This is a genomic window from Actinoplanes sp. NPDC024001, assembly GCF_040638955.1.
GTDB lineage: Bacteria > Actinomycetota > Actinomycetes > Mycobacteriales > Micromonosporaceae > Actinoplanes.
The window spans coordinates 1-15245 of the sequence record NZ_JBEZZB010000020.1 but is presented as its reverse complement, the minus strand read 5'-3'; the positions used below and the strand labels follow the sequence as shown (position 1 = coordinate 15245).

The 15245-nt window shown below is 71.6% G+C and carries 17 protein-coding genes and 2 riboswitches; of the genes, 9 read left to right on the top strand and 8 right to left on the bottom strand.

Going from position 1 to position 15245, the window contains the following annotated elements; translation table 11 throughout:
- Positions 1–24 precede the first annotated feature (24 nt).
- The 5 genes from AB0F81_RS10495 (at position 25) to AB0F81_RS10475 (ending at position 4195) form a co-directional block, all read left to right on the top strand.
- Entirely contained in the window at positions 25–1119 is a 1095-nt protein-coding gene (locus AB0F81_RS10495) for an iron ABC transporter permease (RefSeq protein ID WP_360194191.1), read from the top strand.
- The gene (locus tag AB0F81_RS10490; RefSeq protein ID WP_360194188.1) at positions 1119–2072 is read left to right on the top strand and encodes an ABC transporter substrate-binding protein; all 954 of its coding nucleotides are present in this window, start codon (positions 1119–1121) and stop codon (positions 2070–2072) included. Before AB0F81_RS10495 ends, AB0F81_RS10490 begins: the two co-directional genes overlap by 1 nt.
- Positions 2069–2842: an ABC transporter ATP-binding protein gene (locus AB0F81_RS10485; RefSeq protein WP_360194185.1), complete on the top strand. Its 774-nt coding sequence runs from the start codon at positions 2069–2071 to the stop codon at positions 2840–2842. Before AB0F81_RS10490 ends, AB0F81_RS10485 begins: the two co-directional genes overlap by 4 nt.
- Entirely contained in the window at positions 2839–3534 is a 696-nt protein-coding gene (locus AB0F81_RS10480) for a methyltransferase domain-containing protein (RefSeq protein ID WP_360194183.1), read from the top strand. The genes AB0F81_RS10485 and AB0F81_RS10480 overlap by 4 nt, the downstream gene beginning before the upstream one ends.
- Before the next feature lie 100 nt (positions 3535–3634).
- A complete protein-coding gene (locus AB0F81_RS10475; RefSeq protein ID WP_360194180.1) occupies positions 3635–4195 on the top strand; it encodes a sigma-70 family RNA polymerase sigma factor in 561 nt (186 codons plus the stop codon).
- On the opposite strand, the gene AB0F81_RS10470 is transcribed toward AB0F81_RS10475, so the two are convergent.
- The gene (locus tag AB0F81_RS10470; protein WP_360194177.1) at positions 4182–4529 is read right to left on the bottom strand and encodes a hypothetical protein; all 348 of its coding nucleotides are present in this window, start codon (positions 4527–4529) and stop codon (positions 4182–4184) included. The two genes, AB0F81_RS10475 and AB0F81_RS10470, sit on opposite strands and share 14 nt — an antisense overlap.
- A 199-nt stretch (positions 4530–4728) precedes the next feature.
- Between AB0F81_RS10470 and AB0F81_RS10465 the strand changes: the two genes are divergently transcribed.
- The gene (locus tag AB0F81_RS10465) at positions 4729–5169 is read left to right on the top strand and encodes a transcriptional repressor (RefSeq protein ID WP_360194174.1); all 441 of its coding nucleotides are present in this window, start codon (positions 4729–4731) and stop codon (positions 5167–5169) included.
- A gap of 135 nt (positions 5170–5304) precedes the next feature.
- Here the strand turns inward: AB0F81_RS10465 and AB0F81_RS10460 are convergent, their stop codons facing one another.
- Together AB0F81_RS10460 and AB0F81_RS10455 are read right to left on the bottom strand one after the other, a co-directional pair.
- On the bottom strand, positions 5305–5649 hold the full coding sequence (locus tag AB0F81_RS10460; protein WP_360194171.1) for a PDGLE domain-containing protein: 345 nt from the start codon (positions 5647–5649) through the stop codon (positions 5305–5307).
- Positions 5646–6356, bottom strand: coding sequence for an energy-coupling factor ABC transporter permease (locus tag AB0F81_RS10455; protein ID WP_360194168.1), 711 nt, complete (start codon positions 6354–6356; stop codon positions 5646–5648). Before AB0F81_RS10455 ends, AB0F81_RS10460 begins: the two co-directional genes overlap by 4 nt.
- A 171-nt stretch (positions 6357–6527) precedes the next feature.
- A riboswitch (cobalamin riboswitch) is annotated at positions 6528–6599 on the top strand.
- Between the two features lie 58 nt (positions 6600–6657).
- On the opposite strand from AB0F81_RS10455, the gene AB0F81_RS10450 reads away from it, so the two are divergent.
- Positions 6658–7383 carry a CbtA family protein gene (locus AB0F81_RS10450; protein WP_360194165.1) on the top strand — a complete coding sequence of 242 codons (726 nt, stop codon included), beginning with the start codon at positions 6658–6660 and terminating at the stop codon, positions 7381–7383.
- Positions 7384–7423: 40 nt separating this feature from the next.
- On the opposite strand, the gene AB0F81_RS10445 is transcribed toward AB0F81_RS10450, so the two are convergent.
- The 3 genes from AB0F81_RS10445 to AB0F81_RS10435 form a co-directional block, all read right to left on the bottom strand.
- Positions 7424–8419: a ribonucleotide-diphosphate reductase subunit beta gene (locus AB0F81_RS10445; RefSeq protein ID WP_360194162.1), complete on the bottom strand. Its 996-nt coding sequence runs from the start codon at positions 8417–8419 to the stop codon at positions 7424–7426.
- The gene (locus AB0F81_RS10440; protein WP_360194159.1) at positions 8419–10773 is read right to left on the bottom strand and encodes a ribonucleoside-diphosphate reductase subunit alpha; all 2355 of its coding nucleotides are present in this window, start codon (positions 10771–10773) and stop codon (positions 8419–8421) included. The genes AB0F81_RS10445 and AB0F81_RS10440 overlap by 1 nt, the downstream gene beginning before the upstream one ends.
- Before the next feature lie 123 nt (positions 10774–10896).
- A riboswitch (cobalamin riboswitch) is annotated at positions 10897–11111 on the bottom strand.
- Positions 11112–11160: 49 nt separating this feature from the next.
- Complete coding sequence (locus tag AB0F81_RS10435) at positions 11161–11937, bottom strand: (2Fe-2S)-binding protein (RefSeq protein ID WP_360194156.1); 777 nt, start codon at positions 11935–11937, stop codon at positions 11161–11163.
- Between the two features lie 98 nt (positions 11938–12035).
- Between AB0F81_RS10435 and AB0F81_RS10430 the strand changes: the two genes are divergently transcribed.
- Positions 12036–12905, top strand: coding sequence for an AraC family transcriptional regulator (locus AB0F81_RS10430; RefSeq protein WP_360194153.1), 870 nt, complete (start codon positions 12036–12038; stop codon positions 12903–12905).
- 4 nt (positions 12906–12909) lie between these two features.
- On the opposite strand, the gene AB0F81_RS10425 is transcribed toward AB0F81_RS10430, so the two are convergent.
- A complete protein-coding gene (locus AB0F81_RS10425; RefSeq protein ID WP_360194150.1) occupies positions 12910–14043 on the bottom strand; it encodes a serine hydrolase in 1134 nt (377 codons plus the stop codon).
- Positions 14040–14684: a helix-turn-helix domain-containing protein gene (locus AB0F81_RS10420; RefSeq protein ID WP_360194147.1), complete on the bottom strand. Its 645-nt coding sequence runs from the start codon at positions 14682–14684 to the stop codon at positions 14040–14042. Before AB0F81_RS10420 ends, AB0F81_RS10425 begins: the two co-directional genes overlap by 4 nt.
- Positions 14685–14765: 81 nt before the next feature.
- On the opposite strand from AB0F81_RS10420, the gene AB0F81_RS10415 reads away from it, so the two are divergent.
- A complete protein-coding gene (locus tag AB0F81_RS10415; protein WP_360194145.1) occupies positions 14766–15218 on the top strand; it encodes a DUF3592 domain-containing protein in 453 nt (150 codons plus the stop codon).
- Positions 15219–15245 lie beyond the last annotated feature (27 nt).

Below are 15245 nucleotides of genomic sequence, written 5' to 3'. Positions count from 1 at the left end.
TTGCAATTGCCACGGTCATGGAGGATGTTGGTGGTCACCGCGCTGTCGGCCGACCCGCAGCAGGACGTGCTCGGGATCGGCGCGCAGCGACGCCGCACCACCCTCTGGCTGCTGGCGCTGATCGCCGGGCTGCTCGGCACCGGCCTGGTCGCCGTCGGCACCGGTGCGATCGCGATCAGCCCGGCCACCGTGGCCCGGATCATCGCCCACCAGCTGCTCGGCATCGGTGAGGTGGCCTGGACGCCGCCGCAGGAGGCGATCGTCTGGCAGGTCCGGCTGCCCCGGGTGCTGCTCGGCATGCTGGTCGGCGCCGGGCTCGCGGTCTGCGGCGTCGCCCTGCAGGCGATGGTCCGCAACCTGCTCGCCGACCCGTACCTGCTGGGCATCAACTCCGGCGCCTCCAGTGGCGCCGCCGCGGCGATCCTGTTCGGTGCGGGGGCGGGATTCGGACAGTACGCCCTTTCCACCAGCGCGTTCCTCGGGGCGCTGGCGGCCTCCCTGCTGGTCTTCCTGATCGCCCGCAGCGGTGGCCGGGTCACCTCGACCCGGCTGCTGCTCGCCGGCGTCGCCGTCGGTTACGCGCTGTCCGCGGCCACCAGCTTCCTGATCTTCGCGTCGAACTCCGCCGAGGGCGCCCGCTCGGTGATGTTCTGGCTGCTCGGCTCGCTCGGCCTGGCCCGCTGGGACGCGCTGCTCGCGGTCGCCGCGATCGTCATCGGCGGCACCGTCGCCTACCTCACCGTCACCGGGCGCAGGCTGGACGCCCTCGCCGTCGGCGACGAGACCGCGCACACCCTCGGCGTCTCCCCCGACCGGTTCCGGCTGTGGCTGCTCGTGGTGGTCTCGCTCTGCATCGGCGTGCTGGTCTCCGCCTCCGGCAGCATCGGCTTCGTCGGCCTGGTGGTGCCGCACCTGGCCCGCCGCGCCGTCGGCTCCCCGCACGTGCGGGTGGTGCCGGTCGCCGCGCTGCTCGGCGCGATCCTGCTGGTCCTGGCCGACCTGATCGCGCGCGTCCTGCTGGCACCGCAGGAGATCCCGATCGGCATCGTCACCGCCCTGATCGGCACCCCGTTCCTGCTGGTCCTGATCCGCCGCCTGCACGTCACGAAGGGAATCTGATGAAGGCATCCCGCCTGCTCGCCGCCTGCGCCACGGTCGTCCTCGCCGCCGGCTGCGGCGCGGCCACCGCGGAGGAGACCGCCGCGGTCACCGTCGTCAACTGCGGCGCCGAGGTCACCTTCGCGAAGGCGCCGGAGCGGGTCGTGCTGCTCAAGAGCGCCGCCGTGCCCTACCTGCAGTCGCTCGGCGTGCTGGACCGGGTCACCGCCCGGGCCGGGCAGTACCCGAAGGAGTACTACGACGCCGCGACGCTCGCCCAGCTGGACCGGATCCCGCTGCTGACCGACAAGACCGACACCAGCGGCCACCTGCAGATCTCCAAGGAGGTGGTGATCAGCCAGCAGCCGGACCTGGTGCTCGGCGAGGTCGACAACCTCTCCCGGGAAACCCTCTCCGCCGTGGACATCCCGCTGCTGGAGGAGCCGGCGATGTGCCCGAACGCGACCGCGGTGCCGACGTTCGACGACATCTACGCCCAGATGGAGACCTACGGCAAGGTCTTCGGGCGCACCGCCGAGGCCGGCAAGGCGGTCGAGGCGCTCAAGGCCCGCATGGCGGGCATCAGGAAACCCACCGAGAAGCGTACGGCCGCGGTGCTCTACCCCACGGTCGGCGGGGGTGTGACGTACGCGTACGGCGCGGCCAGCATGGCGCACCCGCAACTGGAGGCGGCCGGGTTCACCAACGTCTTCGGCGACAGCAAGGAGCGCGTCTTCGAGGTCACCCTGGAGGAGTTGCTCGGGCGCAACCCCGACGTGCTGATCCTGCTCCACAGCGACGGCGACCCGAAGGCCGTCCAGGCCGCGATCACCGGGCTGCCGGGCGCCGCCAAGCTGAAGGCCGTCAGCAGCGGCAACGTCATGCCGCAGCTGTTCAACTTCACCGAGCCGCCGTCGCCGCTGTCGATCGACGGCCTGGAGCGGATCGTCGCCCGCTTCCCGGCGGGCGCGTGATAGCGGCCGCCCGGGTCTCCTGGCGGTACGGCGCCAACCCGGTCATCGACGGTGTCGACGTCACCGCCCGCCCGGGCCGGGTGCTCGGCCTGATCGGGCCCAACGGCAGCGGCAAGACGACGCTGCTGCGGCTGCTCTACGGTGCGCTGCGCAGCCCGACCGGGACGGTCACCGTCGACGGCGACCCGCTCGGCACGCTGTCGCCCCGGGAGGCGGCCCGGCGGATGGCCGTCGTCGTGCAGGAGACCGGCGGCGAGACCGCGCTGACCGTGGCCGAGATGGTGCTGCTCGGCCGCGGGCCGCACCTGTCCACCTTCCAGCGCACCGGCCCGGCCGACCACGAGGTCGCCGCGCAGTGCCTGCGGCGGGTCGGCGCCACGCACCTGGCCGCCCGCTCGTTCGCCGGGCTCTCCGGCGGCGAGCGGCAGCGGGTGCTGATCGCCCGCGCGCTCGCCCAGCAGGCCACCCACCTGCTGCTCGACGAGCCCACCAACCACCTGGACATCCGATACCAGCACGAGATCCTGCGCCTGGTCCGCGGGCTCGGCACCTGCTCGGTGGTCGTCCTGCACGATCTCAACCTGGCCGCCCGCTACTGCGACGACCTGGTCCTGCTCGGCGACGGCGGGGTCGTCGCCGCCGGGCCGGTCGCCGACGTGCTGGAGCCGAAGGTCCTCGAGCCGGTCTACGGCATCGGGATCCGCCGGCTCGACGTCGACGGCGAGCTGCACCTGCTGTTCCACCCCACCGACGAGGAGATCATCCCGTGAGCGCACAGGACCGCATCAACGCCTACTGGACCGGCCGCGCGCCCGCCTACGACGACTACCAGCAGCGGCCCGAGCGGCTGGCCGCCGACGAGCAGGCCTGGGCCGGGGTGTGGGCCGAGGCGCTGCCCGCCGGTCCGCTCGACGTGCTCGACGTCGGCACCGGCAGCGGGCAGGTCGCGATGACCCTCGCCCGGCTCGGCCACCGGGTCACCGGCATCGACCTGTCCGACGGCATGCTGGAACGCGCCCGCGCGCACGCCGCCACCCTCGCCGACGGCCCGGAGTTCCGGCCCGGTGACGCCGTCGACCCCGATTTCCCGGACCGTAGCTTCGACGCGATCACCGGCCGGTACGTGATGTGGACGCTGCGCGAGCCGCGGACCGCGGTGGCGAACTGGATCCGGCTGCTGCGCCCCGGTGGCGTCGTCGCCATGGTCGACAGCACCTGGTTCCCGAACGGCCTGGAGAACGCCTCGGAGAATTTTGCCGGCTTCTACGACGCCGAGGTGCGCGAAGCCCTGCCGCTGGCCGCCGCCAAGTCGATCGACGAGACCGTGCTGCTGCTCGCCAACGCCGGGCTCACCGACGTCACGGCCACCCCGCTCACCACGATCTACGACCTGGACCAGCGGTACGGCGTCGCCGCGAACCACGAGGTGCAGATGCAGTTCCTGATCACCGGAAAGGCCTGAGGCCCCGGGCGGGAACTTTTCCGCACCGGGGAGCGACCACCCGGACGTGAATCGGGCGCCTTCGTCAGCCGTACCCCAGCGTGACCGGAAGGACCACCGCATGGCCGACGCCGATCTGACCGCCCTGGCCTTCGCCGCGGGACGCGGCGACCGGGACGCGGCCGCCGACCTGATCCGGGCGACCCAGTTCGAGGTCACCCGGTTCCTGCGGTCGCTCGCCGGCGAGGCCGACGTGGAGGACCTGGCGCAGGAGACGTTCCTGCGGGCGTTCCGCGCGCTGCCCGAGTTCGCCGGCCGGTCCTCGGTGCGGACCTGGCTGTTCGCCATCGCCCGGCGCACCGCCGCCGACCATGTCCGGCGCGTCACCCGGCGGCCGCGGGTCGCGGCGGTGGCCGACTGGGTGGGCAGGGCCGACGCCGCCGACCCGCACGGCCGGCCCCGCTTCGAGGAGCAGCACGCGCTGAACGGCCTGCTCGCCGGCCTGACCGGCGAGCGGCGGGAGGCGTTCGTGGCGACCCAGGTGCTCGGGCTGTCCTACGCCGAGGCGGCCGAGGTGTGCGACTGCCCGGTCGGCACGATCCGCTCCCGGGTCGCCCGGGCGCGTGAGGACCTGGTGCTGGCCCTGAGCCGGCCGGACGGGACCGGCGTCACGGCCGTCTGAGGCGCAGCCAGCCGCCCGCCGGGGTGCGCAGCTCCAGGCCCACCACCTCGCCGCCGGACCGCACGAACCGGACGTCCGGGCAGCCCTCGACGACCGCCTGCCAGCCGCCGGCGGGGTCGTGCACGGCGTGCCGGCGGCAGTGCTGCTCGTCGACGTATCCCCAGGCCATCAGCACCTCCCGGCCGTCGTAGGAGTACCGGCCGACCGAGGCGATCCGATCGCCGTCGGGCCGGCGGTAGAAGTCGGCGCGCAGGCCGGGCACCGCGGTGCCCTCGAAGTCCGCGTCCGGCGTCGACCGGTGCGGGGCGTAGGTGGTCAGGTCAGGAAGGGACACCGTCGTTCCTTGTCGCTGCGAGATGGCGGCGCCGGTTCCGGCGCCACCCGTCCCAGTCGTGATCTCCGCGCGATCGGTTCCCGCCGGCCGGGAAAATCCGGCGAAAGAGACAGCGACCGCCACCGGCCGGGCATCGGAATCGTCCACGGCCCGCTACCGTGAGTGCCGGAGTCGGCCGGACGAGGCGAGAGGGCGGGTTGTGACGCGGACACAGCAGCGCACCAGGCTGGAGGCGGTCCGGGATCAGGTTCGGGCGGGTGGGCGGCGCTGGACGATCGCCAAGGGCGCCGTCGTGGAGGCGCTGATCGGCACCGAGGGTCACCTGTCGGCGCAGCAGGTGCACGACCGGGTGATCGAGCGGTTCCCGCAGATCGACCGCTCGACGGTGCACCGCGTCCTGCTCACCCTCGCCGACGAGCACGTCGTGCACGTGCTGGGCCGGCAGGGCGAGGCCCGTTACGGGATGGCCGACCGGCCGCACCACCACGCGGTCTGCGCACGCTGCGGGCAGGAGGCGGAGATCCCCGCCTCGGTGATCTCGCCGGCGCTGGCGGCCGCCGCGACGGCGACCGGGTTCAGTTTCGAGGACGGCGGCATCACGCTGACCGGGCTGTGCGGCGGCTGCGGGGCGACGAGCTAAAGGGCGTTCCGGCGATGCTGGATCATCGCGTGCCGGAACGCCCTTCTGCTTCGGAACGACGGGTCACGGCCAAGCAACACCCGCTCCATACGCCATCATCTAGTAACTGCCAGCCCTTTGCAACAAGGCCGTCCGTCAGACCTTTTCGCCGCGCCGGCGCACCAGCCAGAACAGTCCCCCGCCGACGGCGAAGGTGATGAGCACGCCGAGGACGCCGGACAGGCCGGTGGCGAGGAACTCGTTGTCGATGCCGCGGATCGCGTAGTCGGCGAGCGGGCTGTCCGCGAGCTGGTGCTCGGTCTCCTGCTGGGCCATGCAGGTGCCGCCGGTGATCTCGTCGTCGGCGTTGAAGGTGCAGCCCTCACGGGCGGCGTGGTCGAGGCCGTCCGGGCTGCCGGAGGCGAAGTTGCTGACCACGCCGGCCAGCAGCAGGGCGACGAGGAGACCGCCGGCGAGGAACCAGCCGAATTTCTTGGTCATGCCGGGGCTCCCGCCTTCGTCGTCGTGGTGGGGACCTTCAGGGTGCGGTAACGGCGCAGCGCGTAGACCAGGTCGGGGCGCACCCGCGCGACGGTCACCACGGTGGTGGCGGCGATCAGGCCCTCACCGATGCCGATCAGCACGTGCACGCCGGCCATCGTGCCGGCGATCCCGGCCAGGGACAGCTCGGCGGTGCCACCCAGTGCGTACTGCACCACGAAGCCCATCGAGGCGACCACCACGCCGATGATCGAGGCGATGAAGGCGGTGGCGCCCAGCCCGCCGGGCGTCTTCGGCAGGAACCGCAGCAGGGCGGCGACCAGCAGGTAGGCGACCGCGGTGCCGAGGATCGCCATGTTGAAGATGTTCAGCCCGATCGCGGTGAGGCCGCCGTCGGCGAACAGCAGGCACTGCACGATCAGCACGGTCGCGACACAGAGCGCGCCGACCCAGGGGCCGACCAGGATGACCGCGAGGGTGCCGCCGAGCAGGTGACCGGAAACACCGGGCAGCACCTGGAAGTTGAGCATCTGCACGGCGAAGATGAACGCCGCGACCAGGCCCGCCATCGGCGCCAGCCGGTCGTCCAGGTCGGCCTTGGCACGCCAGACGCAGACCGCCAGCCCCGCCAGGGCTATCACCATGAACATCACCGAGACGGGACCGTCGATGATCCCGTTGGCGATGTGCATCGCCACTGCGTTCATTGGCGCCCTCCCAGGCATGCCGAGCCACCAGGGCTCACTCAGCGGCAGCATATTGAAGCAATCAGGTTGTTGCCAAGCTCTTGCAACTGTGCGCTGCAGCGCACCTCGCATCGAGTTGTGCCGCTGATCGGCGCGCCACTAGGTTGAGGACGCCATCTGCGGCGACGCGAGGGAAGCCGGTGAGAGTCCGGAACGGTCGCGCCACTGTGACCGGCCCTGTTCGCAGGCCGGGAGTCAGGAGACTCGCCCGCCGCAGGCCCCACGAACGGGACGCGTCATCCCGTAGGAGGTTCGATCACTCATGCCCGGTTTCCTTCCCCTGTTGCTGCGCGGCCTGCTGGCCGGGCTGATCGCCGGCCTGGTGGCCGGCGGCTTCGCCTTCGTCTTCGGTGAGCCGCACATCGACGCGGCCATCGCGATCGAGGAGGCCGCCGCGCACGCCTCCGGCGACGCCGGTCACCACGGCGAGGAGGCCCTGGTCAGCCGGGACGGTCAGAAGGCCGGCCTGGTGCTGGCCACCTCGTTCTACGGCATCGCGATGGGCGGCCTGATCGCGATCGCCTACACGCTGCTGCGCCGCCGGCTGCACACCGGCAGCGACAGCCGCGCGGCGCTGCAACTGGCCGGCGCCGCCCTGGTGGGCGCGGTGCTGGTGCCGTTCCTGAAGTACCCGCCGAACCCGCCGGCCGTCGGTGACCCGGCCACGATCAACCAGCGCACCTGGAGTTACCTGGCGGTGCTGGTGCTCGGCCTGGTCGCGGTCTGGACCGCGGTGCTGGCCGCGCGTACCCAGCGGGTGGAGTGGCGGCGTGCGGTGGCCGCGGTGATCGGCTTCCTGGTCGTGGTGACGGTCGCCTACCTGCTGTTGCCGACGATCACGGAGGTGCCGGAGACGTTCCCGGCGACCCTGCTCTGGGACTTCCGGATCACGTCGCTCGGCACGCAGGTGGTGCTGTGGTCGGCGCTCGGGCTGGCCTTCGCCGCGCTGGTGAGCACCCGCGAGCGCAAGCCGGCGCTGGTCGGATGACGGCGGGGCCCCGGGAGCGGGCGCTCCCGGGGCCGCACGGTCAGAAGTCGTCGTCGAAGCTGACCGAGCCGCTCACGCCGACCTGGTAGGCCGACACCCGCCGCTCGAAGAAGTTCGACAGCTCCTGCACGTCCTGCAGCTCCATGAACGCGAACGGGTTCTTGCTGCCGTAGACCGGCTCGATGCCGAGCGCCTGCAGCCGCCGGTCGGCGACGTGCTGCAGGTACTCCCGCATGTCACCGAGCGACATCCCGCTGACGCCCTGTTCGAGCAGGTCGGCGGCGAACTGCACCTCGCACTCGACGGCCTCGGCCAGCATGTCGCGGACCTGCTGCTCCATCGCGCTGTCGAACAGGTCCGGCTCCTCGGCGCGGACCTGGTCGACCACGTCGAAGGCGAACGCCATGTGCATGCTCTCGTCGCGGAACACCCAGTTGGTGCCGGACGCCAGCCCCTGCAGGACGCCACGCGAGCGCAGGAAGTAGACGTAGGCGAAGGCGCCGTAGAAGAACAGGCCCTCGATGCAGGCGGCGAAGCAGATCACGTTGAGCAGGAACGCCCGCCGGTCCTCCTTCGTCCTGAGCTCGCGCAGCTCGAAGACCGAGTCGATCCACTTGAAGCAGAACTCGGCCTTGCGGGCGATCGACGGGATGTTCTCGACGGCCGCGAACGCCTCGAAGCGCTCCTGCTCGTCGGGCACGTAGGTGTCCAGCAGGTTCAGATAGAACTGGACGTGCACGGCCTCCTCGAACAGCTGCCGGGACAGGTAGAGCCGGCCCTCCGGGGAGTTGACGTGCTGGTAGAGGTTGAGCACCAGGTTGTTCGCCACGATGGTGTCGCCGGTGGCGAAGAACGCCACTAGGCGGCTCACCAGGTGTTTCTCCGCCGGCGACAGCTGGGCCAGGTCGGCGAGGTCGGAGTGCAGATCGACCTCCTCGACGGTCCAGGTGTTCTTGATCGCGTCCTTGAAACGGTCGAAGAAGTGCGGGTACTTCATCGGCCGCAGGGTCAGGTCCATTCCGGGGTCCAAGAGCATTACTGGCAGGCCTCACACGACTCGGGGTTTTCCAGGGAGCAGACTTCGGCGGGGGTCAGCGCGGGGATCACCGACACGGTGGCCTGCTGAATCCGGGTCGCGGGACGCGACCGCAGGTAGTAACTCGTCTTCAGGCCGGCTTTCCAGGCGTAGAGATACATCGACGAGAGCTTGTTGATGGTCGGCGCGGCCAGGAACAGGTTCAGCGACTGCGACTGGTCGATGAACGGGGCACGGGCGGCGGCCAGGTCGATCAGCGCCTTCTGCGGCAGTTCCCACGCGGTGCGGAAGAGCTCGCGCACGTCGGCGGGCATCTCGGCGATCGCCTGCACCGAGCCCTCGGCGCGCTTGATCTGCTCACGGATCGCGGCGGTCCACAGGCCGCGGGCCTTCAGCTCCCGTACCAGATAGGTGTTGATCTGCAGGAACTCGCCGGACATGGTCTCGCGCTTGAAGAGGTTGCTGACCTGCGGCTCGATGCATTCGTAGCAGCCGGCGATCGAGGCGATCGTCGCCGTGGGCGCGATCGCGATGAGCAGCGAGTTGCGCAGGCCGTGCTCGGCGATCGACGCGCGCAGCGCGTCCCAGCGCTCGGTCTGCGACACCGCGGCGCCCCACAGGTCGGGGTGCAGGTCGCCCCGGGCCGCGCGGGTCTCCGGATAGGCGGGATGAGCGCCGAAGCGGGAGGCCAGCTCGGCCGAGGACTCCAGCGCGGTCAGGAAGATCTCCTCCTGGACCCGGGTGGACAGCTCCCGGGCCTCGGCCGAGTCGAACGGCAGCCGCAGCGTGAAGAACGCGTCCTGCAGGCCCATCAGGCCCAGGCCGACCGGGCGCCAGCGCGGGTTCGACGCCGCGGCCTGCGGCGACGGGTAGTAGTTGATGTCGATGACCCGGTCCAGGTAGACGACCGCGGTGCGAACCGTCTCGCGCAGCCTCTCCCAGTCGACTCCCTCGGCGCTGGTGTGCGCGCCCAGGTTGATCGAGCCGAGGTTGCAGACGGCCGTCTCGTCGTCGTTGTTGACCTCGAGGATCTCGGTGCACAGGTTCGACAGGTGGATGACGTTGCCGGGGGCGCCGGTCTGGTTCGACAGGCTGTTGGAGCGGTCCTTGAAGGTCATCCAGCCGTTGCCGGTCTGTGCCAGGGTGCGCATCATCCGGCCGTACAGGTCGCGGGCCTTGACGGTCTTGACCGCCTTCTTCTCCGCTGCCCGGTAGGCCTCGGTGAACTCGTCGCCGAACAGGTCCGGCAGCGTTGGGGCGTCCGACGGGTCGATCAGCGACCAGTCGCCGTCGGCCTCGACCCGGCGCATGAACTCGTCCGGGATCCAGTTCGCCAGGTTGAGGTTGTGGGTGCGGCGCGACTCCTCACCGGTGTTGTCGCGCAGCTCCAGGAACTCCTCGACGTCCGGGTGCCACGGCTCCAGGTAGACGCAGGCCGCACCCTTGCGCCGGCCGCCCTGGTTGACCGCGGCGACACCGGCGTCGAGCGTCTTGAGGAACGGGACGATGCCGTTGGACTTCCCGTTGGTGCCGCGGATCAGGGCGCCCCGGCCGCGGATCCGCGACCAGGAGATGCCGATCCCGCCGGAGAACTTCGACAGCTTCGCGACCTGGTGGTACCGCTCGTAGATCGAGTCCAGCTCGTCCTTCGGCGAGTCGACCAGGAAGCACGACGACATCTGGGTGTGCCGGGTGCCCGAGTTGAACAGCGTCGGTGAGCTGGGCAGGTAGGCCAGCGACGACATCAGCCGGTAGAAGCCGATCGCCTCGGTGGCGGTCTGCGACAGGCCGCAGGCGACGCGCAGCAGCCAGTACTGCGGGGTCTCCACGACCTGCCGGGTCTGCGGGTGGCGCAGCAGGTAGCGGTCGGCGACGGTCCGCAGGCCGAAGTACTCGAAACGCAGGTCACCGGCCGGGTCGACGGCGTCGTCCAGCTTGCGGGCGTTGCTCGCCACGAACGCGGCCGTCTCGTCGCCGATCAGGCCGAGCGTGTGCGCGTACCGGATGGACTGGCTGAAACTCGCCACCTGCTGTCCGCGGACCTCCTTGTCCACGAACGCGGCGAGCAGCCGGGCGGCGAGCTTGGAATACTGCGGCTCCTCGCCGATCAGCTCGGCGGCCGTCTGAATGGACAGTTTGTCCAGCTCGGCGGTGGTGGCGCCGTCGTAGAGACCACTGATGGTCTTGGTGGCGACACGCAGCGGCTCGACCTCGCCGAGGTCGGCGACCCAGCGCTCCACCGCCTTGACGATCTTGTTGACGTCGACGGTCTCCAGGTCGCCGTTGCGTTTGCGCACCTGCATCGCGTGCCGGCGTTGCTCCGGCACCACGGTCTTCTCCGATGTGGCCGTCATGGCCCTCTCCTCGCGCCCTCTCGACAAGGCCGTCGGGCACGCGGGAGGACGCCACCGGACCGCAAGCAGCAGCCGGCGTTCTGGCGTCGGTCGTCCCACGCGACCTTCGACCGCCGCACGCCAGGCGGCGGGCGGCGCGCTGGCAGGTCTTCGGACTCGCGGGCATGACCGTACGGTCGCCTACTGGCCGTCGCTTCCCAGGCCCTCGCGGACCCAGTGCTTCATGACGGCGGTCGTTCCCACTCACCGCTGCGGGGCAGTCCCGGTTTCCCACCGGGTTCCCTGTTGCCTCGGACAGGCTTCGACTGCCTGCCCGAACCAGCTGCGGGAGACACCATATATGGGCGGCTGCCGAAAGTCACAGCCCCACATGGTGTGTCGGCTGCGTCACCGTGCCAAGATCGATCGCCAGTGCCGCCGCCGGGTCTCCTCGGGGGTCAGGACGCAGTCGCCGCAGGTGCCGCCGCCCGGGATGCGGTAGTAGAGGCAGCAGTTGCGGCGGACCAGGAACCAGCGGTCGCGGGCCGGGTCGGGCCGGTTCAGGGTGGCGGTGCCGCGCAGCGGAGGCAGCTCCAGCATCGCGCCGACGACGGCCGCGGTGCGCGCGGCGAGGGCCGGCTCAGCGTCGGTGATCATGCCGGTGGCGCCGCCCAGGGCGGAGGCCACATTGCCCCACAACACCTGCGGCGACAGGGTGAAGCGGTCCCGGAACACTTCAAGGATCGGCTCGGCAAGTCCTCGCACGACGGTGCCGGTCAGGACGGCCGCGACGGTCGCGGGATCCTGGCCGGCGCAGGTCTCGGCGGTTAGATCGCGGTAGGCGATCGGCATCGGGCCGCCGTCGACCGGCCGCCAGAACATCCGGTCGGCCCGCGCGCCCGGCAGGGCGTCACCGGCCACAGCGGCGGCGAGCGGCGGCGAGAGCAGCCGCGAGGCGAGGCCGAGGAACACGATGGAGGCGACCACCCGCTCGGCGATGTCGTCGGGTTCCAGACCGCCCATCCGGGCCAGGCTCCGCCGGGCGACATCGACCCGATCGGTGACCACACCGGGATCCAGCAGATCCGCCAGCGGCCGCCAGCCGGGCGTGCCGTCCCAGGGCTCCCACACGAAGTAGGGGCCGATCCGCGCGGCGGCGCGCAGGGCGGAATCAGATCTGCTCATCCGGTAACTATCGCTCGCGGCGGATGATCGGATCGAACCGGAACGGTCGGGCGCCGCGCGGGTGGCGGCGGCCAGAGTTGGTGGCGGAAGGAGGCCTCATGATCTCGGATCTGAACCGGCTCGTCGACCACGTGGAGCAGCACCTCACCGAGGAGTTCGACCTCGGCGCCGTGGCTCGCGACCTCGGCACGACCGCGTACCACCTGCGGCGGATGTTCTCGTCGCTGGCCGGCATGCCGCTGTCGGAGTACGTGCGGCGGCGCCGGATGACGGTCGCGGCCGCCGACGTCATCAGCGGCACCGGGGATCTGCTGAGCATCGCGGTCCGGCACGGGTACGGCTCGACAGAGGCGTTCGGGCGCGCGTTCCGGGCCGTGCACGGCGCCGGGCCCGGTGAGGTACGCCGGGACGGTGGCCCCCTTCGCAGCCAACCACAACTCAGGTTCCGCCTGACCGTCGAAGGGAGCACCCCCATGGACACCCGCATCGTCGAGCACCCCGCGTTCCGCCTCGTCGGGCACGCCACCCGGGTTCCGCTGATCCACCACGGCGTCAACCCGCACATCCAGCAGCACATCGCCGCGCTGCCGATGGAGGAGCACCTGCGGCTGAAAGCCCTGAGCAACACCGAGCCGGCCGGCCTCCTGCAGGTCACCGACGACCTGGACGAGGACCGTACGGAGGGCAGCGAGCTGACCTATCTGCACGGGGTCGCGGTCACCGACGGCACCGCACCGGCCGACGACCTCGACGCCATCGAGGTGCCGGCCGGCACCTGGGCGGTCTTCCGCAGCTCCGGGGCGTACCCGGACGCGCTGCAGCAGACCTGGGCGGCGACCGCCACCGAGTGGTTCCCGTCGAACCGCTGGCGGCTGCGGCCGGGCCCGTCGATGGTGGCCGTGCTCGACCGCGCCGAGGACTTCAGCACCGCCACCTGCGAGCTGTGGCTGCCGATCGAGCCGGCCTGACCCCCTAACCGGGCAGGGCGCGCAGGACCTCGAAGGTCTCCTGCTCGTCCTGCTCGGTGCCGTGGTCGCTGAGCTTCACCACGACCGTACGGCGGGCCGGGCTGACATAGAGGTACTGACCGTGGATGCCCAGCGCGGAATAGTCACCACCGGAGTCGAACGGGTGCCACCACTGGGCGGAGTAACCCCAGCCGCTGAGGTCGTGCGGCGCCGGCGTGGCGATCCGCTTGATCCACTCGGCGGGGACGATCTCGCGGCCGCCGTCCAGCACCACCTGGCCGAGGCGGGCGTAGTCGCGGGCCGTGGCGTTCAGGCAGCAGTAGGCCTTCTCGGTGCCGCCGGGCCGGTCGAGGTTCCAGGTGGCGGACTGCTCGGCGCCCATCGGCTGCCAGATCCGCTCGGCGAGCAGGTCCGCCAAGGGCCGGCCGGTCACCCTGGTGAGCACGAGCCCGAGGATCTGGGTGTCGACGCTGCGGTAGCTCGCCCGGCTGCCGGGCGGGTAGGTGACCTCGCGGTGGCCGGCGACGAAGCCGGGCAGGTCGTGAGTTAGGTACATCCGGGCGGTGCCGGTGAACGGCCAGTACGCCCGGTAGTTCTCCGGGACGTCCACACCGGAGGCCATGTCGAGCAGGTCGCGCACGGTGATCCGGTCGTAGTCGCCGCCGGTGCGCAGCTCGGGCAGCAGGTCGACGAGCCGGTCATCCTCGGCCAGCTCACCGCGGGCGACGGCCTGGCCGACCAGCAGCGACACCACCGACTTGGCCATCGACCACGAGGAGAGCCGGGTGCCGGGGGTGATGCCGGCGCGGTACCACTCGTACTCGATCGCGCCGTCGCGCAGGACCAGGAAGGCGTTGGTGTGGGTGGTGTCGAGGAACTCGGTGAACGGGATCCGCGCGCCCTTCCACGGGACCGTGGCGGGCACCCGGGGCGCCGCGGCGGCGGCCAGCGGCGTGGCCCGCGCGGGAGCGGCGACGGCACGGGCCGGGAAGAGGTCACCCCACCGGGACGGCTCGGTGGTCTGCACCCGGTAGAGGGTGTGCGGCGGCGGCACGTCCATGATCGCGGTGCCGGCGTAGGCGGTGCCGGCCAGGACAGCCAGGAGCGCCGGCACCGCGATCAGCGCCCGCCGCTTCACTGGACCGCCGCCGCGACCGACAGCCACAGGGCGTGCAGCAGAGCGCCGAGGACCTGGTCGTCGCCCTGGCCGGCCAGGTGCGGCAGATGCTCGGCGATCGCCGGGTAGCGGTCGGCCGGCAGGGTGGCGTAGGCGCCCGCCCACGCCTGCTCGTCGCCGCGGCGCACCCGCTCGGGCAGCACCGCCCAGCCGGCTCGCATGCCCGCGTAGGACAGGATCGCGTCGGCGAGCATGCGCTGGTGGCGGGCGACGGACTCGCCGCGCAGCCCGACCTCGTGCAGCGCGGCGAGCATCATCTCGACCACCGCGAACTCGCCCGGCCCCCGCGTCGTGCGGCAGGCGACCGCCGCCCCGACATAGGGATGGGCCACGTAGACCTCGACGACGCTGCGGGCCAGTGCCTGCAGGCGCTCGCGCGGGCCGAGCCCGGGCCGCACCCGGTCGGTGGCGAGCTCCAGCAACCGGTCGCCGACCGCCAGCAGCAGCGCGTCACGGTCGGGGAAGTGCCGCCAGACGGCTGAGCGGTCGGCGCCGAGCTCGGCGCCGAGGGCCCGGCCGGTCAGGCCGTCGGGCTCGGCGCGCGCCGCGATCCGCACAGCCGCGTCGACGATCAGCTCCGGCGACAATCGCTTCCCCGCCACGGCATCCCCCTCGGTGTCATCAGTGATGACACCACAGATGATGGAGGAGTACAAGCATCCCCGACGGGGCACTGTGGACGCATGGCCCTGCGAACCCCGACCCGCTTCCTGCCGCCGACCTGGCTGTTCGCCGGGCTCGGCGTGATCGTGATCGGCGTCCTCGCCCTGATCACGTTCCAGACGTGGAACAACGACGTCGCGCTGCGCGAGCGCGGGGTGGAGACCTCCGCCCGGGTCACCGAGGTCGGCAGCAAGGGCCGGGTCCACGTGGAGTACGCCACCGATGACGGGCAGCGGGTGGAATCGCTGGTCAAGCAGGGCGCTGAGGCGGACGGGACGAAGGTGGGCGACGAGATCCCGATCGTCTACGACCCGCGGGACCCGGCCGGCGACGTGCGCGACACCCGCGTGCCGGCGACGAACCGGCTCACGTACTTCTCCCTCGGGATGACGGTCTTCGCGCTGGTCGCCGTACCGATCGCGTCCTGGCGCCTGGCCGTGGAGCATCGCCGGCGCCGGCACGCATCGATCTGATCCGCGGCCGCGCGCGTGGCGCGCGGC

Excerpts from the sequence above, each read along its gene's own strand:
- AB0F81_RS10495 (WP_360194191.1), top strand. The coding sequence starts at position 25 with ATGTTGGTGGTCACCGCGCTGTCGGCCGACCCGCAGCAGGACGTGCTC.
- AB0F81_RS10490 (WP_360194188.1), top strand. The coding sequence starts at position 1,119 with ATGAAGGCATCCCGCCTGCTCGCCGCCTGCGCCACGGTCGTCCTCGCC.
- AB0F81_RS10475 (WP_360194180.1), top strand. The coding sequence starts at position 3,635 with ATGGCCGACGCCGATCTGACCGCCCTGGCCTTCGCCGCGGGACGCGGC.
- AB0F81_RS10460 (WP_360194171.1), bottom strand. The coding sequence starts at position 5,649 with ATGACCAAGAAATTCGGCTGGTTCCTCGCCGGCGGTCTCCTCGTCGCC.
- AB0F81_RS10455 (WP_360194168.1), bottom strand. The coding sequence starts at position 6,356 with ATGAACGCAGTGGCGATGCACATCGCCAACGGGATCATCGACGGTCCC.
- AB0F81_RS10450 (WP_360194165.1), top strand. The coding sequence starts at position 6,658 with ATGCCCGGTTTCCTTCCCCTGTTGCTGCGCGGCCTGCTGGCCGGGCTG.
- AB0F81_RS10445 (WP_360194162.1), bottom strand. The coding sequence starts at position 8,419 with ATGCTCTTGGACCCCGGAATGGACCTGACCCTGCGGCCGATGAAGTAC.
- AB0F81_RS10440 (WP_360194159.1), bottom strand. The coding sequence starts at position 10,773 with ATGACGGCCACATCGGAGAAGACCGTGGTGCCGGAGCAACGCCGGCAC.
- AB0F81_RS10435 (WP_360194156.1), bottom strand. The coding sequence starts at position 11,937 with ATGAGCAGATCTGATTCCGCCCTGCGCGCCGCCGCGCGGATCGGCCCC.
- AB0F81_RS10430 (WP_360194153.1), top strand. The coding sequence starts at position 12,036 with ATGATCTCGGATCTGAACCGGCTCGTCGACCACGTGGAGCAGCACCTC.
- AB0F81_RS10415 (WP_360194145.1), top strand. The coding sequence starts at position 14,766 with ATGGCCCTGCGAACCCCGACCCGCTTCCTGCCGCCGACCTGGCTGTTC.